Consider the following 19,441-nt stretch of genomic DNA (forward strand, 5'->3'; position numbering starts at 1 on the left):
CTGATCAAGTTCAGACAGTTGGTAGTCTGCTTTTGATCTGTTTCAGGGCTTCACGACAGGCATTGCTCACTTCAGGATCCGGATCCTGAACTCCGCGGGCAAGAATATCCATGCTTGGTGGACCTATCTTGATTAGTGTATCCCAGTCTTCTCGTGCAAAGAGGTAACTCAACCGATCTGTGGTGTACTTTGGCTCCCACCCAAATCCCTGAAGCAGTCGGACAACATCCTGGCGCACTCTTCGATCCGTGTCAGTGAGCGCCTGGATAAGCATGAACATTGCAGGTTCTCCGATCTTTCCTATCCCATTGATAGCCGCCGCCCTGATGTCTCCGTCTTCATCTTTGAGAGCTGTTAGCAGTTGATCAAGAACGGGAAGACCAATATCGCCCATTGATTCAATGGCCGCAACCCTTACTTCACGATCTTCATCCTGCAATGCACTGGTAAGTGGGTCAAGCGCTTCTCGCCCAAACTTTCCAAGTTCATGAACAGCTGCAATCCTGATTCTGCGGTCTGAATCATGAAGTGATTTGAAGATGATAGGGGCAGATGAGGGATCCTTAAGATCCCCGAGGAGGTGAATGAGGGGTATCATTCTAAGATCCCGATCTTGCAGTTGTTCCATTACCTGGTGGACCCTTGTGATCACCTGCGCTTTCATACTTGCAAATGTCTGTAAAACCAGATGTGGTGTCGTCTGTTTGGTCCAGCTTAACAGAGCACTGATAATGGGATCTATTACCGTGGTTCCTTTACTCACCAGAATACCCGTGAGCATCCTTTGCATTTCTGGGTCCTTGAGACTGAAAAGATGGTGCATCTGTGGAGCATCATTCATTGAGATATCCAGGATCATAGACATCAATGAGATTCCGCGCTCACTTCCCTGCTGCCCTGTTGTCTCGAGTGCTTTAAACTCATCAAGCAGACGTGGTAATGCCACTCCTCCCATATTAGCAAATATACTGCTAATCAGCGGAACCATCGTCTTATCTTCGTTAAAGAGATTAAAGAGGGGAGGAATTGCAGGTTCCCCTATTCTGGCAAGTGATAGTCCTGCATAGTTGACGACCTCCTCATCCTGATCATTAAGCAAATCCATCAGAGAGGGAACTGCTGGCTCTCCAATTGATCCAAGTGCTGCGACAGCATAGACTACGAGTTCAGGATCCCTCAAAATCTCAATAAGAGCAGGAACAGCGGCAGGTCCCATTTTTACCAGAAACGAGGTGAGAACCAGTTTCTGTTCCTCATCTTCTTCGTGTTTCAAACTTTCTATCAATGGTTTTATCGCAGATTCTCCAAACTGTCCGAGGAGATCACCTGCAAACTGGACCTGATCAGCGTCACCAGTATTGATCAAATTGATGAGATGGGGAATTACCTGCTCTGGAGAGGACCTGATAATCTCACGTATTGTATCCAGGCTGACTCCTTTTCCCTGTTTCATCATCTGTTCTATGAAAACTCCGGGTTCCTTTTCAAATGATATTGCTAAAAGATCCTTAATTGCCCTGGTAAGATCAGGTCCTGCCGACCCAAGCGCATTGAGTAATTCTGGAACTGCTTTTGCTCCCTGATTTTTGATAATACTGTATGCATGAGTCTGTCCCGGGCTTCCCGGGACAATCATCGGGATGAGGTAGGGCACAGCATCACTCCCGATATCAGAAAGAATCGAACTAATCTTTGCCGGATCTGCTGATAATGCGTCACCAAGTGCGTCTGCCAGGTCAGGTGCTGCATCAGAACCCATCTGTCTGAGTGCTGTATCTGCAAGCATCGCAGCATTCTCATTACCTGAAGAGAGAACATGAATGAACCGGGGCGTCACCATGTCACCCATCTGCATCAATTCATCCATTGCCGCTTCACGAACCCTGTTGTCATGATTAGAGAGGGCTTCAATTAGAGGATCAATGGCCCTTACCGGATCGATCTCCCTCAGCATTCGAATGGCAAATGTGGCAGTCTTTCCTCCACGGGTTGGAATGGCATCTTCCAGGATCGGAAAAGCCAGTCTGCCCATTTCTCTGAACACCCGTGACACCGGACCGGTTGCTTCATCTCCTCTTTCTTCAATCTCCTGAAGTAACCAGGGAGCTGATACCGATCCCAGCCTTGGAAGAATGCCTGAAATTGTCTTGGCAATATCAGCTGAAGGATTGAATAGCGCCTGAGTAAGGTGAGGAATTCCCGGTTCACCGATTCGTATCAGGACTGAACTGATCTGTTCCCGGTCATTCTCTTTGTGAAGTGGAATCTCCCTGATAAGGTGTTCAACAACAGGTTCCCCTATCCTTATCAATGCGTTCTCTGAAACCGCTCTAATCTCCGGATCTTCATCGTATAATCCCCTGATAAGGGGCACGATAGCTGCATCACCGATCTCCATGAAGACCTTGAGTGCCATTGAGGAGGTAACCGGGTTGGGATCTTTTAGTGAATCATACAGAGGTTCAAGAGCAGGTCTGCCAATCTCCTGAATAATATAGAATTTAAGATCGCGGGTTTCATCCCGGTCCTGTGAGCATGAGGAGAGTAGATCAGCAACGACCTGATCACCAAGGAGAATAAGAAGTGCGGCCGAACGCGCCCTGACCTCCTCATCCTGATTATCAAGAGCCTGGATCAGGTATGGGACAGCTTCACGACCGGCTGTCTCGATCATGGCTTCTGCCATCCGTGCAGTACGACGCTCTTCAGAACCCAGGGCACTAACCAGGATTGGAAGAACTGGTTTGCCATAACTAAGAAGAGTATATGAAGCCCGTTCCTCTCCTGCTTCATTCAGGATTGGAGTACATGCCAGGATTTCCTGAACAACCGACGGGCCAAGTCTGAGCAATGTTCTGTGCAGCCAGCGTGTGACTGTTTCATCAGCGCTGTTGTAACTCTCTATCAAAGGGCGGACTGCTGGTTTTCCTATAAACTCAAGCGCTTCTGATGCTGCATCCACGACTCTGGGATCAGGGTCACTGAGAAGTGATATTAATTCAGGAACTGCACGCGGTGTCTGCATCCTCCCAAGAGCAAGTGCAGATTCTACCCTGAGGGGCGTATCAGAAGATGTTCTGACAATTTTTATTAGTCCGTCAAGATCCCCTTTCAGTCGCATCCGTTCAGGATCAGGTCTGAATACTGAGATCATACTTCAATGCCCCCCATTTTACCACCATCTGTTATATGGATTGATTTTTCAGGAAATTATTAATAGATTCTTAATCTGATCACGATCAGTCGTACTTACCACGCAGGCCAGACCATCCTGTGTATCCGCAGTACAGGCATCCAACTCCGTTACAATGTCTGCACATCCGTTCAGGGGATGTTACCTCTACTGTTCCTTTCTTGTCGCAAAAACAGCATCCTTCACCTGCACAGTGCTGGCAGGTGACTCCGATATATTCTGTTGTATCTGCCATACGGACTCAGGGGAAGTATGATCAGATAAAAGCAACGAAATTATAAGAACACTATAAAAGAGCGGGCCTGAAGGGACTCGAACCCCTGACCTACAGATTAAGAGTCTGTCGCTCTACCGACTAAGCTACAAGCCCTTGTGCCTTATCATATAGACTATGTGGGCATATGAATGTTTTGTATTCAGTGTTGTAAAAATATTGAATGGTCATGATGGGATATGATATCATGAGAAAAACTTTCATTCAAAAAAAGAAACATAAAAGAACGGGCCTGAAGGGACTCGAACCCCTGACCTACAGATTAAGAGTCTGTCGCTCTACCGACTAAGCTACAAGCCCTTGTGCCATAACATGTTAGTATATCTAGAATAAAAATATTTCGTGGCCTGGTTTAAACGTATAAACGCTTAATATAATAGTGTTATGCAGGATTATCGCCTCCCGGGAGTTCCCGGCAACAGAACCTATCTGATCTGCGGGTGCGGGAGTGTGGGGTATCTTATTCTGGAGGAGCTCAAAAAGGAGGGCGGAAGACTCCTCTGCATGGATAATAATCCCGAACGGGTTCAGGAGCTAAGAGAACAGAAGATAGAGGCATTCCTGCGTGATATGCTCGATGCCGATATGCTCCATGGTATCGCAGATTTTAATGTGGCTTTTGTTGTCAGCGATAGCCATGAAGCAAACAGTGTGGCCATGCGAACGATCAGGGAGAAGTACCCGCGAGTTCATGTGGTTGCACGTGCGGTAGATCCTATTAGTGAGAAAGATCTCATACAGGAAGGTGCTGACCTGGTCCTTTACCCACAACAGGTTGTCGCATCAGCTGCAATAGATCATCTTCAGAAATTTCAAAAACATCATCTCTCCAAGCAACTGTTTGATATTCTAAGTTCCTGGACCGGGACACTGGGAATCATTACCCATACTAATCCTGATCCTGATGCAATATCAAGTGCCATGGCTTTGGCCGCAATATCAAAAAAGGCTAATCCACAACTTGAAACTCATATCCTGTACGATGGAATCATCGGTCACCAGGAGAACAGAACTCTTGTAAACCTTCTTGATATCAAGATGGAGAAAGTACGACCTGAAACACTTGCAGAGTGCTCGCATCTCGCCCTTGTTGATAGTAAAGGGCCAGGCATCAACAACGGTCTGCTTTCAACAACTCCTGTTGATATCATCATCGATCATCATTATGAACCACAGGCAGGAACTGTCATCCGGGCTCCTTTTGTTGATGTCAGGCAGAGTGCGGGAGCCTGTGCAACGATTCTTACAGAATACCTGATAGAACTGGAGATTGAACCTGACCAGATGGTTGCAACCGCACTGCTTTATGGTATCAGGGCTGATACAAAGCAGTTCAGAAGGAATGTAACTCCCAGGGATCTTGAATACTCGGCATTTCTGCTCAAGTACAGTGATGAAGACCTGCTTGAGAAGATCATGTCACCCCAGTATGCTCATGAGACGATCGATATCATTGGGGATGCAATCAACAACCGCAAGACCAAGAATGGTTATCTCTTCTCAAATGTCGGGTATGTTCGCAACCGTGATGCCCTTCCACAGGCTGCTGATCTGCTCATCAACCTGGAGGGAATAAGCACGGCTCTTGTGTACGGGATTACTGATGATGCGATCATCATGTCTGGCCGCAACCGCGACCTTCGGTTGAACCTCGGGAATGTGATGAGCGAGGCCTTTTCTGATCTTGGTGATGCCGGTGGTCATGCAACAATGGCTGCTGCAAGTATTCCGCTCCATGTTTTCTCATCAGTGCGGGAGAAAAAAGGGCTTCTTGAAATGGTTATAGAGCCGATCCTGCAGAATTTTTACCGGCTCGTCGGGTTGCTGGAGGACGAGACCGGTGAGGTATGAAGACTGGGAACCACTCTACCACGAGATATGTGAGTACTTTTCTTTTGATCCTGATGACGATGAACGGGCAGCGCATGTAGCCGTCGATCTTTCATCATCAGATGCAACCAGTGACCTTGTAAACCTGATATCCGGACATCCGGTTACCGTATGTGGTAATGCCCCCTGTTTAAAGAGCCAGGTACAGGCAGATAACATAACTGGCGTGGTTATTGCTGCAGATGCCGCTGCCAGCGTCCTGCTCTCATGCGGAGTGAGACCAGTTGTCATTGTCACTGATCTCGATGGGATTGATGAGTATGCGATTGATCTCAACAATAAAGGGACGATTATGGTCGTTCATGCACATGGTGACAATATACCCCGGATTAAAACATGGGTCCCTAAATTTACAGGCCCTTTGATCCTTACGACTCAAGGGCGACCTTTTAAGAATATCCACAATTTTGGTGGTTTTTCAGACGGAGATCGAGCGGTATACATGGCCCGCGATTGTGGGGCGTCTGCAATACATCTTCTAGGGTTTGATTGTGATGATCAGTCTGTTACACCAGTAAAAAAGGGAAAATTAATCTGGGCACGCAGACTTCTCTCTGAAATTGGATATGACTGCTGAAGCCTGGATCATTGACGGTTATGTCGACGAACCAGCCTGTCTCGGCGTTCCGCCATATATCTCACCTTATATCAGAACTGTCGCCGGCGTGCTCATATCCCACGGGTTTTCTGTCAGATATTGTACCATTGATCAGGTAAGAGGAGATCATACCTTTCTCACACGGGCTGACAGATCTGATATTGTTGTGATGATTGCAGGAGTTACAGTCCCTGGCAAATACCTTGGTGGAACTCCTGCTGGATATACTGATATCAGGCAGATTGGATCGTCCCTTCGAAATCCGACTACATATCTTGGCGGCCCGGTTCTTTTTGGGTCCTCGCCTGGAGGTGGGATGAAAGCCATGCGCCAGGAGGAATTCGGATTTGATCAATTGTTACAAGGATCTCCTGCCACGGCTCTGGATTCAATCCTGAATGGATCAAACTCAGTTGCTTCCCATTCGTACTCTGTTGAGGATGAATGGGCAATTGCCGGTGCTGGTATTGTCAGAGATCATCCTCTCTTCCCATATGTCCTCTGCGAGCTGGAGACTTCACGCGGCTGTTCACATGCAGAATCCGGAGGATGCTCGTTCTGTACCGAGCCATTTTATGGTAAACCGGTATACCGGGATATTACCGGGATCCAGGCAGAAGTTCAAGCCCTCTCAGATCATGGGGTAAGGCATTTCAGGCTCGGCCGGCAACCGGATCTTCTCACGTATCAGGCTGGTCCTGGAGAGTTTCCAGTCCCAAGGCCTGAAATTCTTGAAGAATTATTTACGGGAATCCGAACTGCTGCACCTGAGATCCAGACCCTGCACATCGATAATATCAACCCGGGAACAATAGCACGACATCCGGATGCCTCAAGAGAGGCGCTTTCTGTTATAGTCAAAGGTCATACTCCCGGCGATGTTGCAGCATTTGGGATGGAGACCGCTGATCCTGCTGTTGTCAAAGCCAACAACCTCAAGGCTGATCCTGATATGGTGATGGAGGCTGTCAGGATTGTCAATGAAGTTGGTGTTTCTCGGGACAACGGAGTTCCTCACCTGCTCCCAGGCCTGAACTTCATTTGTGGACTAGCCGGTGAGACTTCTGACACGTACCGCTTGAACAGGGAGTTTCTAGAAAGAATCATGAGAGAGAACCTTCTTGTCAGAAGAGTAAACATCAGGCAACTGATGCCATTTGAGGGAACCCGTGCATGGTCAGAACATGCTCTTCCGGTAGATGAGCGACTCTTTCGTCAGTTCAAGGAGGATGTACGAAAACGGTTTGATCTTCCGATGCTCAAAATGGTTTACCCGGTAATGACTGTCTTACGAGATGTCATTATTGAAGAATCTGGTGATACCTCGTTTGGAAGACAACTGGGCTCTTATCCCATTCTGGTTGGTATACCTCTGAAGATCCCAGTTAAAGCAATCCTGAACGTAGTCATTGTGGATCATGGGATGCGTTCTGTGACTGGTCTGCCCTGGCCTGTCCCGATCAATGATCTTCCTGCAAAAGTCATCAAATGGATACCCGGGCTCCCCAAATCTGCTCAAGCCCGGATTCTTGCCAAACGTCCTTTCAATACATTGGAGTCACTTGAAAAGGCAACTGGAGTCAGGCTCCAGCCTGACCTTTTTGTATTTACATCTCCCGCAGTTCCATCACTGTGAAGATATCTGATTTTGTGATAATTCCGATAACTGAACCGTTCTCTATCACAGGTATTCTGCCGATGTTGTACTCTGTCATGATCCTGAGTGCATCAAAAACCGGGGCATCGGGCGTCAGGGTGATAACATCACTTGTCATGGTATCCTTCACCTGCATAGCATCACGGTCAATAGACGAGACGCGGGAGAGATCATCCAGGGTTATGATCCCTGCCAGATATCCGCGATCAATAACCGGAAACCCAAGATGTTTTGTCTGATACATCAGGGATATCACTTCTGTGAGTGGCATACCCGGTTGAACTGAAATGACCGGCCTTGACATGATCTCTTTTGTTGTGACATCCCTCAGCAGGAATTTATACCTGGTAACATCGGACTCCTGTCCTGCGCCAATGTAGATGAAGAAGGCAATAAGGATGAGAATTGGGGAGAAGATAACAAGTCCAATGAGACCAAATATGACTGCAAATCCTTTCCCTACTGTGGATGCGATACTGGTTGCCTTATGCAGGGGCATTCTGAGCGCAAGATATGCACGCAGAACTCGTCCCCCATCCATTGGAAAAGCCGGGAGAAGGTTGAAGATAAAGAGGAGGATGTTTAGAATTGCCAGATATCCACATGTATACATAACCATTCCAGCAATTGCCGGATCGTTGAAGAGGAAAGGGGTGGCATAAAGCAGTGCGGCACTAATTAATCCCAGGACCAGACTCATAGCCGGTCCGGCCAGGGCCATCCAGAACTCAACCCGGGGATCGGTTTCGCGATCATCAATTGATGCAACACCCCCGAAAAACAGGAGTGTGATGCTGTTGATTGTGATTCCTGCCCTGCGTGCGATGAGCGAGTGGGCAAGTTCATGGATAAAGACACCCAGAAACAGTCCGCACGCTATCACAAACCCAAGAAGATAGGGGATGTATCCCTGGGTGATCAACTGATCGTCTATCTGAATATGAAAGAGATCAGATACCATAGAGACTGTATACGAGATATCAGTCCCAATAAGCCAGGCAAATATTGGAATTATCAGGAGAAAGGTGAAATGTATCATTACCGGAATTCCAAAGAGCCGTCCGATCCTGAATGATCCATCCATAGTACAGTATTCGTAGAGATCAATAAACAGATGGTGATGGGATGATCCTGTCTACCTTTTTAAAAATCATATTAGGCAACAGTCCTGATATGTAGAGGTAGATACTGATCAGGTCAGTCTAAATCAGTTTGGGCGGAAAAAAATACCTACTTTTTTATGGATATGATATAAATGTCAATGGAGTATGAAGAATCAGATTACTGACCTTATCGGCCTTAAGATATACTCTGAGAACGGAATGTTCATCGGTGAGGTTGAAGACCTTGTTCTTGACATCGATTCAAAAAGAATCGATTCAATAGCGGCAGGAAAACTTAATCCTGAAGTCATTGAGGTCAAGACGCATAAAGGTATCAAGATCCCCTTCAGGCTGGTTAAGAGTATCTCTGATGTGGTCGTGATACGTCATATTCAGAATATGTTCAAAGAGGAAACAGATCTCTGATCTGTTCAATAATCTACAATATTCCATATTCTGAATCTGACTCTCCCGATATGTACAACTTTTCGCCTGGAACTGGGCAGGATTATTTGTGAAAGAACGGGAGATATATACCGGAATTAAGGCCCTTGCACCTGTCATTATCAGATTAGATGGAAGGGCTTTCCATCAGTTTCTTGCGCAACTGTCACTCAAACGCCCTTTTGATGAGGGGTTTTCGAAGGCGATGGTTTCTGTCTGCACTTCACTTCTGACTGAAAGTGGGCTGTCTCCTCTTTTTGCGTACACGTTCTCTGATGAGATCAGTATCTACCTTGATGAACTGCCATTTGAGGGGCGCGTTGAGAAACTTACATCAGTGATCGCTTCAATTGCGTCAAGTTGCCTGACCATGGCACTAAAACCTGCATCACCCATATCGTTTGATGCACGTATCATCCCCGTTGAGAAGAGTATGGTAGCAGACTACCTGAACTGGCGTCAGAAAGAGGCATGGCGTAACCACATCAACGGGTATACTCAGGTACTCCTTCTCCAGGACGGCCTAAACCGGACAGAAGTACAGCGTCAACTAAACGGTGTAGGTGCACGGGAACTTCATGAGATCTGTTTTCAGCATGGAGTCAATCTTGCACAGACTCCTTCCTGGGAACGGCGGGGGATTATGGTGTATCATACTCTAATCACGAAAGAAGGATACAACCCGGTAACTAAAGAAAAGACAATAGCGATCCGGAGAAAGGTGTATGTTGATCGTAACCCTCCAGTTTTTTCAACAGAAGAAGGGAAAAAATTTGTTGAAGAGATAACTGGATCATAATTTAAGAGAACTTTTTTCCAGCTTTTTTCGTAGGCGATTAAACCTGTGATACCCGTTTCAGTATGTACTCATAAACGTGCTGACAGTTCTCAAGCATTGATACCGGAACCCGTTCATTTACTGAATGAAGAAGATTCAGGTCACCTGGTCCATACATTACCACTTCTGCCCCATGAACCCGAAGATACCGGGCATCTGATCCAGCCTGACTCACACCCGGTTCTGCTGGTACATGAAGTACTGATTGTATCCCCTCACAAAGAAGTTTTGTAAGAGTCCCAGGCCTGCTGATTGATGGTTCTGATGACTCCAGGATCTCAATTACCGCATCAGGAGCTGCAGCCTGCATAAGTGGGATCACATCGCTGATTTTACATCCCCATGGGATTCGCATATCCAGCGAAAGATCACAGTGCTGTGCAACTACGTTCATTCTCTCTCCTCCTTCAATAAAACCTGGATTATACATAATTCGGGATAGAATCCGATCAGCATCAACTGCCATCAGACCTGTCAGGGTCTCAAGGGCTCTGCCAGTTGTTTTGATTGCATCTGCTGCCACAGGATCGATTGGCCAATCACGCTCATGTAATGTTTGACAGAAGTTGAGGTAACGGCAGGCCTGCATTATCGCAGAATTGCCCAGAACCGGGTGCATGGCCGCATGCCCTGATTTGCCTGAAAACCGGATACGTGTCCTGAGTACTCCTTTCTCTCCGATTATCGGGGATGCCGGGGGTGTTGGTTCAGCTATGATGGCATTGCATGGTTTTAGTATCCCCTCACCAACAAGTTGTTCCATCCCGAATTCGCCTTTTCCCTCTTCATCAGCGACGAATGCGATGTCAACACCGGGATCACCTTCTGTTTCGATAATATTGCTGAGTGCAACAAGCAGAGCTGCACATCCTCCCTTCATATCAGTTGAGCCACGACCATGAACAAATCCCTCTTTTATCAGACCGGTGTATGGTGGATATGTCCATCCGTCATCAAGAGCAGGAACAACATCAACATGCCCACAGAGGAGAAGTTTTCCTTTAGGTTCAGCAGACAGGAGGTTGTGCCGTCTCCCTCTGGTAACTGTTTGTGTTTTAAGGCCTATTTTATCACAGAATTCCCTGATGTATGCGATAACCTCATCAGTATAACCGGGTGGATTATCTGATCGTATCTGGACCAGATCTGAACATATCTTGGTAACGTCAGTAGTGTTTTTCATCTACAAGACCTGGTAAACTCATCCAGTTTTGTTGCAACAGAAGATTTTTTGTATAAAGCAGAAATGAACGATCGATCAAACATCTCGTCAATCATGATCTGAAGGGTTTCTGGTGGAACCGGTCTTCGTTCATCAGGGTTCAGGATTATCCGAAATGATCTGTACGAGGCAGGATCGGTGGATGAATAGATCTTCTGGACAAACAGAGGGAACTTTTCATAATCCTCCGGATGATTGGCTTCAAGCCAGATCATAAATTTGGGAAACACTCCCATCGGTTCGTCTTTTCCCTGGTCTGTCCGGTGTTTGAGATATTCACGGCTCATCAGGTTGCGGGGAGAGTCTGCATTGAATGCAAGGACTGATATTGAATAGTCAAGATGTGCCATTGCATCAAAATACCAGAAACTGAGAACCGGGTGAAAATCAGAGGGGTCTTCGAGGATAAGAGATTTGTTGTAAAGGGCTTGGAGTACACGGGCGTACTCGTTGACTTCCAGCATACACAAAAGTAGACGGGAGAAGATAAAAAGCGTCTCTGCCGTCAGGAGTTGTACGGTTCTCTGAGGCCTATTGCCTGCTTAAAGAGAGCGTCAAGTTCTTCCCCTTTCTTCCCTCTGATATCCACAAGGTTATCTGACCTGAGAAGGCAGGGTTTCAGTTTTCCGTCAGAAGTAACCCTGAGCCGATTACAATGTTTGCAGAATTCTGAATTGTGAAAAGGCCTGACAAACTCGATCTCTGCCCCGCTGTAACAGTATTTTTTCCTGTGATGCATCCTTCTGGTGATCACCCGTTTTGATGATGCAGCGATATGATCCTCGAGATCTGACAGATCTGCATGGTATGGACAGTCTCCAAGATCCATCAGTTCGATGATCTGCAGAATCATATGGCGATCGTTTGCCACAAGCCTGATGAAATCATCGATCTCATCCTCATTGATCCCTTTCAGGAGCACCATGTTGATCTTTATCGGAACCAGGCCTGCCGCCTTTGCAGCCTCAATTCCTGCCAGGGCATCATCCAGACTGTCAACACCAGTGATCTTTTTGTAGGTCTCATGCCGGAGACTGTCAAGACTGATGTTTACTCTGGAGAGGCCAGCCTTGTAAAGATCCATGGCCATTGGGCCAAGAAGTGTTCCGTTGGTCGTCATCGAAGATTCTATCCCTGCAGGAACACTTCTGAAAATATCAAGGATGTCCTTTCTGAGCAGTGGTTCTCCACCGGTAAATTTTACCGACCTGATACCAAGTCGCTCTGATGCCAGAAGAATTTCCCTGATATCATCGATTGACATCGGATTTTCTGGTTTGCATTCTCCTTCCCGATGACAGTAAATGCATTTAAGATTACACCCCGAATTCAGACTGATCCTGATATTGCTGACAGGACGTTGAAAATTATCCCGAACAGCCATCAATCACCCGAGTCTGTTACTTCTTCCTGAACCTCAGCATCAAAGAGGTCTTCCCTTCCTGCGATGAAGTTGCGGGCAATGATGTAGATCTCAGCACTTCCCTTTCTGCTTGAATGGGTTTTATGCGTAGTTACGCGGAAAAATTCTTCTTTTACTTTCCGGTAGATCCATGGAAAATCTTCACCCTGGAATGTTTTCATCACCAGGTTGCCACCCGGGCAGAGCACCTGTATAGCAAAGTCAAGAGCCATTTTGTTGAGGTCTATTGCTCTTGCCTGGTCGTACGATTTATGCCCTGATAATTTGGGCGAAGCGTCGCAGACCACAAGGTTTACGACCGGTAACAGGTCCAGAACTCTTGCTACTATTGTGGGTTTTGAAAAATCCCCAACCAGAGTTATCACTCCTTCAAGTGGCTGGATTGGATTTAGATCGATCCCAACGATCTGCCCTGATGTATTCTCTTTCAGAATCTGAAGCCAGCTCCCTGGTGCTGCACCAAGATCTACCACATTATCCTGTGGTCGCAGAACTGCGTTTCGTTCTAAAATCTCTTTTAATTTGAATGAAGCTCGGGAACGGTATCCCTGCTTCATTGCCTTCTGGTATACCTTATCCCTACCCCATTGAGAACCCATATGCCGCTCGTATCCACTTTATTTGTAAATATTACTCAGACCAGCACTTATATGTGCGTCAAACTAATATTGTTAGAACAGTAGGGAGCGCAGATGCTGAAAGGAACAATAAACGCCGATACTTTTCGTGATTCTATCGACGCCGTCGCTGCTCTGGTAACCGAGTGCAGAATGCATTTCTCCGAGCAGGAGGTGTGGATCAGATCTGTCGATACCGCAAATGTTGCTATGGTCATTCTCACCCTCCAGCGTGAAGCGTTCAATACATACGAAGCTACACCCGGGGAGCTTGGGCTCGATATCACAAAGATGAAGAATATCTTCACGATGATGGGAAAAGCAAGTGAAGTGAGTCTGGACTATCCAGATGGAGCTAATAAGATTGAAGTCAGGTTTGAAGGGTATCATTATGCCATCACCCTGCTTGATACAAGCACCATCAAAAAGGATCCTAACTCACCAGGCATTGAGCTCCCTGGCGTTGTGACTGTCTCAGGATCAGACCTCTATAATACTATCAAGTCCGCAGCAGTGGTTTCAGACAAAATGTGGCTTGGAATTAATCCTGATAAGAAGGTCTTCTATATTATTGCCGAAGGAGACAGTGACCACATCGAGCGTGAGTTTTCTGCTGATGAGATGATATCCTGTAATTATTCACAGGCCCGCTCCCTCTTCTCAATTGATTACCTCAAGGATATGGGAAAAGTCATGGCACACGCATCAGAGGTAACCATTCACCTGGGAACTGATCACCCGGTTAAATTCTCCTTTGATATTGCTGGCGGAAAAGGACATGTTGAGTACCTGCTCGCCCCACGTATCGAAGCTGACTGATGCATGGTAGCACTTGACCTTCGAGACCTTGCAAAATACCCTTTTTTAAAAGAAGCCCAGTCCTTTATCGCTGCAAATACAGCCTCCCTCGATCAGTATTTTGAATCTTCTGCAGGTCGTCTTGCGGTAAAAGAAGCATACGACACTGTATCAGCTTCAATCAGGTTTAACCCCCGCCAGCCTCCTGAAGATCTGTCTGAAGTTCCCTCCGAGGCGGAAGCCGTCAGAATAATTATTTCCGCATACCCGGCAAGCCGGTTACTGGTCTCCTGTTCTGGTGATAAGATGCTCATTGATCGACTTTGTCGATACCAGTCATGGAGAGTATATCGGTATCTCCAAGATGAGGATCCAAAGAAGAAAGAAGTGATAGCAGCCAGTCTGGGACTATCAGGGAGTTCTACCAAAATTCCGGTGATTCAGTACATAGAGATAGCTTCCAGGCTCACTGATGACAGATGGAGGCTTGTAAACCGGGTTGTGGAGAAAGGGATTGTCAGGATTCATAGTGATGAGATCGATGAGATCCTGAGGGAACGTCTCAGGGTTATCATGAGTCAGAACCTCCCACTTAAAGTTCCTCCATCTCTTTGTATCTCTTTACAGCCGGTAATTGACCGAATCAAAACCACAATACAGGAGCGGATGCTTGAAGAGTTTGGATCTGTGGAAGAGTCTGCTTTCCCCCCCTGCATTCAGGCAATTATCGCAGCTCTCGTGCAGCGGACTCACCTTACCCATATGGGAAGATTTGCAGTGACTGCTTTTATGCATAACATTGGGATGGAGAACACCCGGATTGTCGAGTTGTACGGGCATGTACCTGACTTCGATCTCTCAAAGACCATGTACCAGGTGGATCATATATCAGGTCAGGGAGGAAGTGGAACTGAATACACATCTCCCCAATGTTCCACGATGAAAACTCATGCACTCTGTGTTCATCCTGATGCTCTCTGTAAAAATATTACGCATCCACTCACGTATTACAAACAGAAAAAAAGAATGGTTACTGTTCCCAAAAAGAAAGCCGGGATTGTTGGGTCAGGGGGTAACATTCCTGATAAGGAATCCGCCCCCGCTGATAACAGCGATAAACAGGAAAAGCGCAATAAGGTACGCGGTACTGCCATGGAGGAAGGCAGGAAGAACAATGAGGACCACAAGGAAGATAATCAGGCTTAAGACACCAACCACAGCATCGAGCATCCACCGTTTCATAATCTGACCATACGTTCTGTTTATACGCATAAGTAAATGTCTGAGCAAAAACTCGCAGGAAATATTCTTGGGCGGGATATTTTATGTTAGGGGATGAGTTTCCGGGTGATCTATGAATTATTCTCATGATTGTGAAGAGAAAGAAAGAGAGATCTCAAGTGGTAATCTCGTCCTCATCCGTGAACTGGAGTCAGTGATAGAGTCTCTGGGAGAAATTTCACATTCAGAGATTGCACCTGCTGGAGGGATTGTGATGGCGTATGCCCGGCAGGGCGCCAGGACCATTGATGACGTGTTTGCCGTAATAGACGGTTCTATCATCTCTTCGGAAGATCTCCCTGTTTGCAGGATGGTCCTTACTGCAACCCGGTTTGATCCAGCAATCCGGTGCGTGGCAATTGTAAGATATAATCCAAAGATCATAGAAATCGCTGATGAGATGCTGATGGAGGTTTCTTCATTCAATCGCGCCCAGGAACCTCCAGGAGATTCTTCTCATGATTGGGGGGTTGCTTTCTGCTGTGAGAAGAGCGATGGCGTTCCTGATCTGATCTACGATACCGGATGTGTAGGAAAAGAGCCCTTGATCCGTCTTCTGGGTGAGAATCCGACCCGTGTTTTAGCAAGTATTAATAGGATCTTAACGCGCATTATAACTACAAATTTTACAGAGGAATAATCAATGGGTGTAAAACCAAGTTATATAAAGGGCATCGGTGCAGAACTTCTGGAAAACCACCGCGAAAAGTTTTCTGGCGATTTTGATGAGAATAAAAAAGCCGTAAGTGCAGCAACTGATATTCCCACCAAGAGCGTGCGCAACCGTGTTGCAGGCTATATCACAAGAAAGGTAAATACCGGAAGAACAGCATAAATTACCCTCATGTTTGAGGGCGTTTTCCCTGCGCTCATTACTCCTTTTCAGAGGAACGCCGGGAAAGATCTTGATGTGGATGGACTCAGATCCAACATCACTTTTCTTTTGCAGTCTGGAGTCCACGGGTTGGTGCCATGCGGCTCAACCGGAGAATCTGCTACACTCAGTAGTGCAGAGCACGAGAAGGTAGTGGAAGTAACCCTGGAAGAGGCCGGAGGTAAGGTTCCAGTCCTTGCAGGAACCGGGTCTAACAACACTTCTGAAGCTATCAGATTTACCAAGGCTGCAAAGGATGCCGGAGCAGATGGCGTTCTGGTCATAAGCCCCTATTATAATAAACCCAACCGATCAGGTCTTGTGAAGCATTATACCGCTCTGGCTGATCTGGATATCCCGGTTGTAATCTACAATATTCCGGGAAGGACCGGGCAGAATCTTGCCCCTGAACTGATTGCCGAGCTTGCTAACCATCCCAACATAGTGGGTGTTAAAGAGGCTAGCGGGGATATCAATCAAATATCATCTATCATAGAATTGACCCTGGACAATGATTTCTCTGTGATTTCAGGGGATGATGGTATGACTCTTCCTATCCTGAGTCTCGGTGGCGACGGGGTTATCTCAGTTGCAGCAAACATTGTCCCAAAGCCCATGATAGAGATGTATGATGCAGCAAAGAAGGGCGATTATGAAACTGCACGCAGTATTCATTACAAACTTGCACCTCTCATCAAAGCACTCTTTGTTGAAACTAATCCGGTTCCAATAAAGAAAGCTACTGAAATGAGAGGCATGGCAGCAGGTCCTGTCAGGCTTCCACTGGATGAAGCGAGCCAGACAACAGTTGAAAAATTACAGGAGGTGCTAACTCATTATGATTAAAATAGCAATTTGTGGTGCATTCGGCCGCATGGGTATGACAATCGGTGGAATAGTCACAAAAGATCCCGAAATGCAGTTAGTGGGTGGCGTAGATGTGCAGGAAGGCGAGGTTTTTGGCGTTCCTGTCGTCTCTGCTGGTAAGTTTGCATCCTTTCTGTCTGAAAGTAAACCCGATGTAGTCATTGATTTTACTGTAGCCGCAGCGTCAGCCCAGAACATTCCCGTAGCCGCAGCAGCTGGTTGTGCAATCATTCTTGGAACAACCGGTCTGAATGCAGATCAAAGCAAGAACATCAGAGAAGCAATTGCAAAGGGAGGAGTTCCGGCGGTTATCTCCACGAACTATTCTATTGGAATGAATATTCTCTGGCTTCTTGTACGGGAAGCTGCTCAGCGGCTTAGTGACTATGATATTGAGGTTACCGAAGCTCATCACCGGTACAAGAAGGATGCTCCCAGCGGTACCGCAAAGACTATTCTTGAGATTCTCCAGGAAGAAGTCGGCCCCAGGGAAGAAGTCTATGGGCGTGAGGGTATGACTGAACGGGGCAACGAGATCGGTGTGCATGTTATCAGGGGCGGGGACATCGTCGGTGATCATGCTGTGATGTTTACCAGCAACTTTGAGACAGTCACTCTTTCCCACCGGGCATATGATCGGGGTGTCTTTGCCCAGGGAGCAGTCAAGGCAACCAAGTGGATTGTCGGAAAGAAGCCTGCTGTATATGGCATGAAAGATGTCCTCGGTCTTTGAAGAAAGACAAAATCAGGTCGAAAATTTTTTTATATTCCTAAACAGAGTCATTAAGAGATTTCCATGACTGCGATAATAAACAAAGATACCTGTACCGGTTGTGAGACCTGCGTTGATGAATGCCCGGCTGTAGCGATTTCAATGAAGGATGACAAAGCTGATGTAAACGCAGATCTCTGCGTAGACTGTGGTTCCTGTGTGGATGTATGTCCTGCAGAAGCCATCTCAATGGATTAAATCATCCATTTTTAATAACTATTCTCTCCAATGTATCGGTATGATCAGTGTAGGGGTTCTTGGTGCAACCGGGGCCGTTGGGCAGAGGTTTGTACAACTCCTTGCAGGTCATCCGAATTTTGAACTCTCAGTTCTGACCGCATCCAAACGGAGTGCAGGAAAGAAATATCGTGATGCTGCTTCATGGCGTCTCGAAGTTCCATTTCCTGAGGATGTCGGCGATATCATTGTTTCAGATACCACAGTTGAGAGTCTAAAGAAGGTTGACCTTGTGTTCTCTGCACTTCCTGCAGACCTTGCAGGAGAAGTAGAGATGCAATGTGCCAAGGCAGGGATTGGAGTCTGCAGTAATGCAAGTACATACCGGATGGAACCTGATGTCCCTCTGGTTGTACCGGAAGTCAATGCCGATCATCTTGGGATGATCGATCTTCAGCGTGACAAAGGAACAGATGGATTCATTGTAACTAATCCAAATTGTTCAACCATCATGCTCACCTGTTCATTGGCACCTCTTCGAACGTTTTCGTTCTCTGATATCAAGGTAGCCACAATGCAGGCCATATCTGGAGCTGGGTTTGAAGGCATACCAGGAATGGCTATTTTTGATAACCTGATTCCTTACATTGGCAACGAGGAAGAGAAGATGGAACGCGAGACTCTGAAGATCATGGGTACCTTTGATGGTGCCGAAGTTCAGAATGCTCCATTCTCTGTAAGTGCATGCTGCAACCGTGTTCCGGTTATTGATGGGCATTCCATGTCTGTCTGGATTGATATCAAAGATCAGGTTGAAAAAGTGGAAAAAGCCTTTAGGACATGGAAGTCAACACTCCCTGATCTGCCCACTCTTCCGGAAAAATCGGTCGATTATATTGATCTTCCTGACCGGCCACAGCCACGCCTAGACCGGATGAAAGGAAAGGGAATGACGGTATCTATCGGCAGGGTACGGCCAGGAATCAGGTATCAGGCTATGGGTCATAATACCATCAGAGGAGCGGCAGGAGCCTCAATTCTGAATGCAGAAGTGATCTGTGACCGGGACTACCTGTGATTCTTATTCAGCCACAATGACATACGTGCAGGACGATAACATCATCTTCGTGGGTAATAAGCCGGTCATGAATTATGTTCTGGCCGTCGTTACCCAGTTTACCAATGGTGCCCAGGAAGTATTTGTTAAAGCACGAGGAAAGGCAATTTCACGGGCAGTTGATACGACAGAGATTGCTCTGGGTCGGTTCCTGCAAAATGTAGAGAAACGATCCATAACAACCTCAACAGAACAGGTTGATACTGAAAATGGTAAGACCAATGTCTCATGTATAGAGATTGTTCTGGTATTACGATCAGAAATAGGGCAGGTTTCGCTCTGATTCCAATTTTCCC

The 19,441-nt window shown here is 46.6% G+C and carries 21 protein-coding genes and 2 tRNA genes; 14 read left to right on the forward strand and 9 right to left on the reverse strand.

The features are described from left to right. Positions 1-10: 10 nt before the first annotated feature. The 4 genes from DK846_RS02365 to DK846_RS02380 all read right to left on the reverse strand — a co-directional run bounded on the left by DK846_RS02365 (position 11) and on the right by DK846_RS02380 (position 3,767). The gene (locus DK846_RS02365; protein WP_109967303.1) at positions 11-3,154 is read right to left on the reverse strand and encodes a HEAT repeat domain-containing protein; all 3,144 of its coding nucleotides are present in this window, start codon (positions 3,152-3,154) and stop codon (positions 11-13) included. Positions 3,155-3,239: 85 nt separating this feature from the next. Further along, a complete protein-coding gene (locus tag DK846_RS02370; RefSeq protein WP_109967304.1) occupies positions 3,240-3,428 on the reverse strand; it encodes a hypothetical protein in 189 nt (62 codons plus the stop codon). Positions 3,429-3,490: 62 nt separating this feature from the next. Next, a tRNA-Lys gene (locus tag DK846_RS02375) sits at positions 3,491-3,563 on the reverse strand. Positions 3,564-3,694: 131 nt separating this feature from the next. Continuing rightward, positions 3,695-3,767, reverse strand: a tRNA-Lys gene (locus DK846_RS02380). An 84-nt stretch (positions 3,768-3,851) separates the two neighbouring features. Here DK846_RS02380 and DK846_RS02385 point away from each other — a divergent pair. The 3 genes from DK846_RS02385 to DK846_RS02395 are packed head-to-tail and all read left to right on the forward strand — an operon-like array spanning position 3,852 to position 7,591. Then, positions 3,852-5,318, forward strand: a complete 1,467-nt coding sequence (locus DK846_RS02385) for a DHH family phosphoesterase (RefSeq protein WP_109967305.1) — start codon at positions 3,852-3,854, stop codon at positions 5,316-5,318. Next, the gene (locus DK846_RS02390) at positions 5,308-5,934 is read left to right on the forward strand and encodes a 6-hydroxymethylpterin diphosphokinase MptE-like protein (protein ID WP_109967306.1); all 627 of its coding nucleotides are present in this window, start codon (positions 5,308-5,310) and stop codon (positions 5,932-5,934) included. Before DK846_RS02385 ends, DK846_RS02390 begins: the two co-directional genes overlap by 11 nt. Next, the gene (locus tag DK846_RS02395; protein WP_109967307.1) at positions 5,924-7,591 is read left to right on the forward strand and encodes a radical SAM protein; all 1,668 of its coding nucleotides are present in this window, start codon (positions 5,924-5,926) and stop codon (positions 7,589-7,591) included. Before DK846_RS02390 ends, DK846_RS02395 begins: the two co-directional genes overlap by 11 nt. On the opposite strand, the gene DK846_RS02400 is transcribed toward DK846_RS02395, so the two are convergent. Beyond that, positions 7,563-8,696: a CBS domain-containing protein gene (locus tag DK846_RS02400; RefSeq protein ID WP_109967308.1), complete on the reverse strand. Its 1,134-nt coding sequence runs from the start codon at positions 8,694-8,696 to the stop codon at positions 7,563-7,565. The genes DK846_RS02395 and DK846_RS02400 overlap by 29 nt on opposite strands. Before the next feature lie 184 nt (positions 8,697-8,880). Here DK846_RS02400 and DK846_RS02405 point away from each other — a divergent pair, with 184 nt between their 5' ends. Both DK846_RS02405 and DK846_RS02410 read left to right on the forward strand, forming a co-directional pair. Then, positions 8,881-9,141, forward strand: a complete 261-nt coding sequence (locus DK846_RS02405; RefSeq protein WP_109967309.1) for a PRC-barrel domain-containing protein — start codon at positions 8,881-8,883, stop codon at positions 9,139-9,141. Between the two features lie 88 nt (positions 9,142-9,229). Then, positions 9,230-9,958 carry a tRNA(His) guanylyltransferase Thg1 family protein gene (locus DK846_RS02410; protein ID WP_109967310.1) on the forward strand — a complete coding sequence of 243 codons (729 nt, stop codon included), beginning with the start codon at positions 9,230-9,232 and terminating at the stop codon, positions 9,956-9,958. A gap of 37 nt (positions 9,959-9,995) precedes the next feature. On the opposite strand, the gene DK846_RS02415 is transcribed toward DK846_RS02410, so the two are convergent. From DK846_RS02415 to DK846_RS02430, 4 genes are read right to left on the reverse strand one after another with little or no spacing between them, the layout of a single operon-like run. After that, positions 9,996-11,180 (reverse strand): M20 family metallopeptidase, encoded by a 1,185-nt coding sequence (locus tag DK846_RS02415; protein WP_109967311.1) that lies wholly within the window; start codon positions 11,178-11,180, stop codon positions 9,996-9,998. After that, entirely contained in the window at positions 11,177-11,683 is a 507-nt protein-coding gene (locus tag DK846_RS02420; RefSeq protein WP_109967312.1) for a hypothetical protein, read from the reverse strand. Before DK846_RS02420 ends, DK846_RS02415 begins: the two co-directional genes overlap by 4 nt. Before the next feature lie 41 nt (positions 11,684-11,724). Then, positions 11,725-12,603: a GTP 3',8-cyclase MoaA gene (gene moaA, locus DK846_RS02425; RefSeq protein WP_109967313.1), complete on the reverse strand. Its 879-nt coding sequence runs from the start codon at positions 12,601-12,603 to the stop codon at positions 11,725-11,727. Then, entirely contained in the window at positions 12,603-13,241 is a 639-nt protein-coding gene (locus DK846_RS02430; RefSeq protein WP_109967314.1) for an RlmE family RNA methyltransferase, read from the reverse strand. Before DK846_RS02430 ends, moaA begins: the two co-directional genes overlap by 1 nt. Before the next feature lie 93 nt (positions 13,242-13,334). Here DK846_RS02430 and DK846_RS02435 point away from each other — a divergent pair, with 93 nt between their 5' ends. The 9 genes from DK846_RS02435 (at position 13,335) to albA (ending at position 19,428) form a co-directional block, all read left to right on the forward strand. After that, the gene (locus DK846_RS02435; protein WP_109967315.1) at positions 13,335-14,078 is read left to right on the forward strand and encodes a DNA polymerase sliding clamp; all 744 of its coding nucleotides are present in this window, start codon (positions 13,335-13,337) and stop codon (positions 14,076-14,078) included. A gap of 3 nt (positions 14,079-14,081) precedes the next feature. Continuing rightward, the gene (gene priL, locus DK846_RS02440; protein WP_109967316.1) at positions 14,082-15,263 is read left to right on the forward strand and encodes a DNA primase regulatory subunit PriL; all 1,182 of its coding nucleotides are present in this window, start codon (positions 14,082-14,084) and stop codon (positions 15,261-15,263) included. 148 nt (positions 15,264-15,411) lie between these two features. After that, entirely contained in the window at positions 15,412-15,978 is a 567-nt protein-coding gene (locus tag DK846_RS02445) for a thiamine-phosphate synthase family protein (protein ID WP_109967317.1), read from the forward strand. 3 nt (positions 15,979-15,981) lie between these two features. Beyond that, on the forward strand, positions 15,982-16,173 hold the full coding sequence (locus DK846_RS02450) for a 30S ribosomal protein S17e (RefSeq protein WP_109967318.1): 192 nt from the start codon (positions 15,982-15,984) through the stop codon (positions 16,171-16,173). A 9-nt stretch (positions 16,174-16,182) separates the two neighbouring features. After that, positions 16,183-17,058: a 4-hydroxy-tetrahydrodipicolinate synthase gene (gene dapA / locus DK846_RS02455; RefSeq protein WP_109967319.1), complete on the forward strand. Its 876-nt coding sequence runs from the start codon at positions 16,183-16,185 to the stop codon at positions 17,056-17,058. Further along, positions 17,051-17,812, forward strand: coding sequence for a 4-hydroxy-tetrahydrodipicolinate reductase (gene dapB / locus DK846_RS02460; protein ID WP_109967320.1), 762 nt, complete (start codon positions 17,051-17,053; stop codon positions 17,810-17,812). The genes dapA and dapB overlap by 8 nt, the downstream gene beginning before the upstream one ends. Before the next feature lie 63 nt (positions 17,813-17,875). Continuing rightward, positions 17,876-18,049, forward strand: coding sequence for an indolepyruvate ferredoxin oxidoreductase subunit alpha (locus tag DK846_RS02465; RefSeq protein ID WP_109967321.1), 174 nt, complete (start codon positions 17,876-17,878; stop codon positions 18,047-18,049). A 40-nt stretch (positions 18,050-18,089) separates the two neighbouring features. After that, positions 18,090-19,106 carry an aspartate-semialdehyde dehydrogenase gene (gene asd / locus DK846_RS02470; RefSeq protein ID WP_109967784.1) on the forward strand — a complete coding sequence of 339 codons (1,017 nt, stop codon included), beginning with the start codon at positions 18,090-18,092 and terminating at the stop codon, positions 19,104-19,106. Positions 19,107-19,122: 16 nt separating this feature from the next. Beyond that, entirely contained in the window at positions 19,123-19,428 is a 306-nt protein-coding gene (albA, locus tag DK846_RS02475) for a DNA-binding protein Alba (RefSeq protein ID WP_394339593.1), read from the forward strand. Positions 19,429-19,441 lie beyond the last annotated feature (13 nt).

Source organism: Methanospirillum lacunae, assembly GCF_003173355.1.
GTDB lineage: Archaea > Halobacteriota > Methanomicrobia > Methanomicrobiales > Methanospirillaceae > Methanospirillum > Methanospirillum lacunae.

Bases quoted from the DNA above. Each gene is read 5' to 3' on its own strand.
- DK846_RS02365 (WP_109967303.1), bottom strand. From the start codon at position 3,154: ATGATCTCAGTATTCAGACCTGATCCTGAACGGATGCGACTGAAAGGG.
- DK846_RS02370 (WP_109967304.1), bottom strand. From the start codon at position 3,428: ATGGCAGATACAACAGAATATATCGGAGTCACCTGCCAGCACTGTGCA.
- DK846_RS02385 (WP_109967305.1), top strand. From the start codon at position 3,852: ATGCAGGATTATCGCCTCCCGGGAGTTCCCGGCAACAGAACCTATCTG.
- DK846_RS02395 (WP_109967307.1), top strand. From the start codon at position 5,924: ATGACTGCTGAAGCCTGGATCATTGACGGTTATGTCGACGAACCAGCC.
- DK846_RS02400 (WP_109967308.1), bottom strand. From the start codon at position 8,696: ATGGATGGATCATTCAGGATCGGACGGCTCTTTGGAATTCCGGTAATG.
- DK846_RS02405 (WP_109967309.1), top strand. From the start codon at position 8,881: ATGAAGAATCAGATTACTGACCTTATCGGCCTTAAGATATACTCTGAG.
- DK846_RS02415 (WP_109967311.1), bottom strand. From the start codon at position 11,180: ATGAAAAACACTACTGACGTTACCAAGATATGTTCAGATCTGGTCCAG.
- DK846_RS02420 (WP_109967312.1), bottom strand. From the start codon at position 11,683: ATGCTGGAAGTCAACGAGTACGCCCGTGTACTCCAAGCCCTTTACAAC.
- moaA (WP_109967313.1), bottom strand. From the start codon at position 12,603: ATGGCTGTTCGGGATAATTTTCAACGTCCTGTCAGCAATATCAGGATC.
- DK846_RS02430 (WP_109967314.1), bottom strand. From the start codon at position 13,241: ATGGGTTCTCAATGGGGTAGGGATAAGGTATACCAGAAGGCAATGAAG.
- DK846_RS02435 (WP_109967315.1), top strand. From the start codon at position 13,335: ATGCTGAAAGGAACAATAAACGCCGATACTTTTCGTGATTCTATCGAC.
- priL (WP_109967316.1), top strand. From the start codon at position 14,082: ATGGTAGCACTTGACCTTCGAGACCTTGCAAAATACCCTTTTTTAAAA.
- DK846_RS02445 (WP_109967317.1), top strand. From the start codon at position 15,412: ATGAATTATTCTCATGATTGTGAAGAGAAAGAAAGAGAGATCTCAAGT.
- DK846_RS02450 (WP_109967318.1), top strand. From the start codon at position 15,982: ATGGGTGTAAAACCAAGTTATATAAAGGGCATCGGTGCAGAACTTCTG.
- dapA (WP_109967319.1), top strand. From the start codon at position 16,183: ATGTTTGAGGGCGTTTTCCCTGCGCTCATTACTCCTTTTCAGAGGAAC.
- dapB (WP_109967320.1), top strand. From the start codon at position 17,051: ATGATTAAAATAGCAATTTGTGGTGCATTCGGCCGCATGGGTATGACA.
- DK846_RS02465 (WP_109967321.1), top strand. From the start codon at position 17,876: ATGACTGCGATAATAAACAAAGATACCTGTACCGGTTGTGAGACCTGC.
- asd (WP_109967784.1), top strand. From the start codon at position 18,090: ATGATCAGTGTAGGGGTTCTTGGTGCAACCGGGGCCGTTGGGCAGAGG.
- albA (WP_394339593.1), top strand. From the start codon at position 19,123: ATGACATACGTGCAGGACGATAACATCATCTTCGTGGGTAATAAGCCG.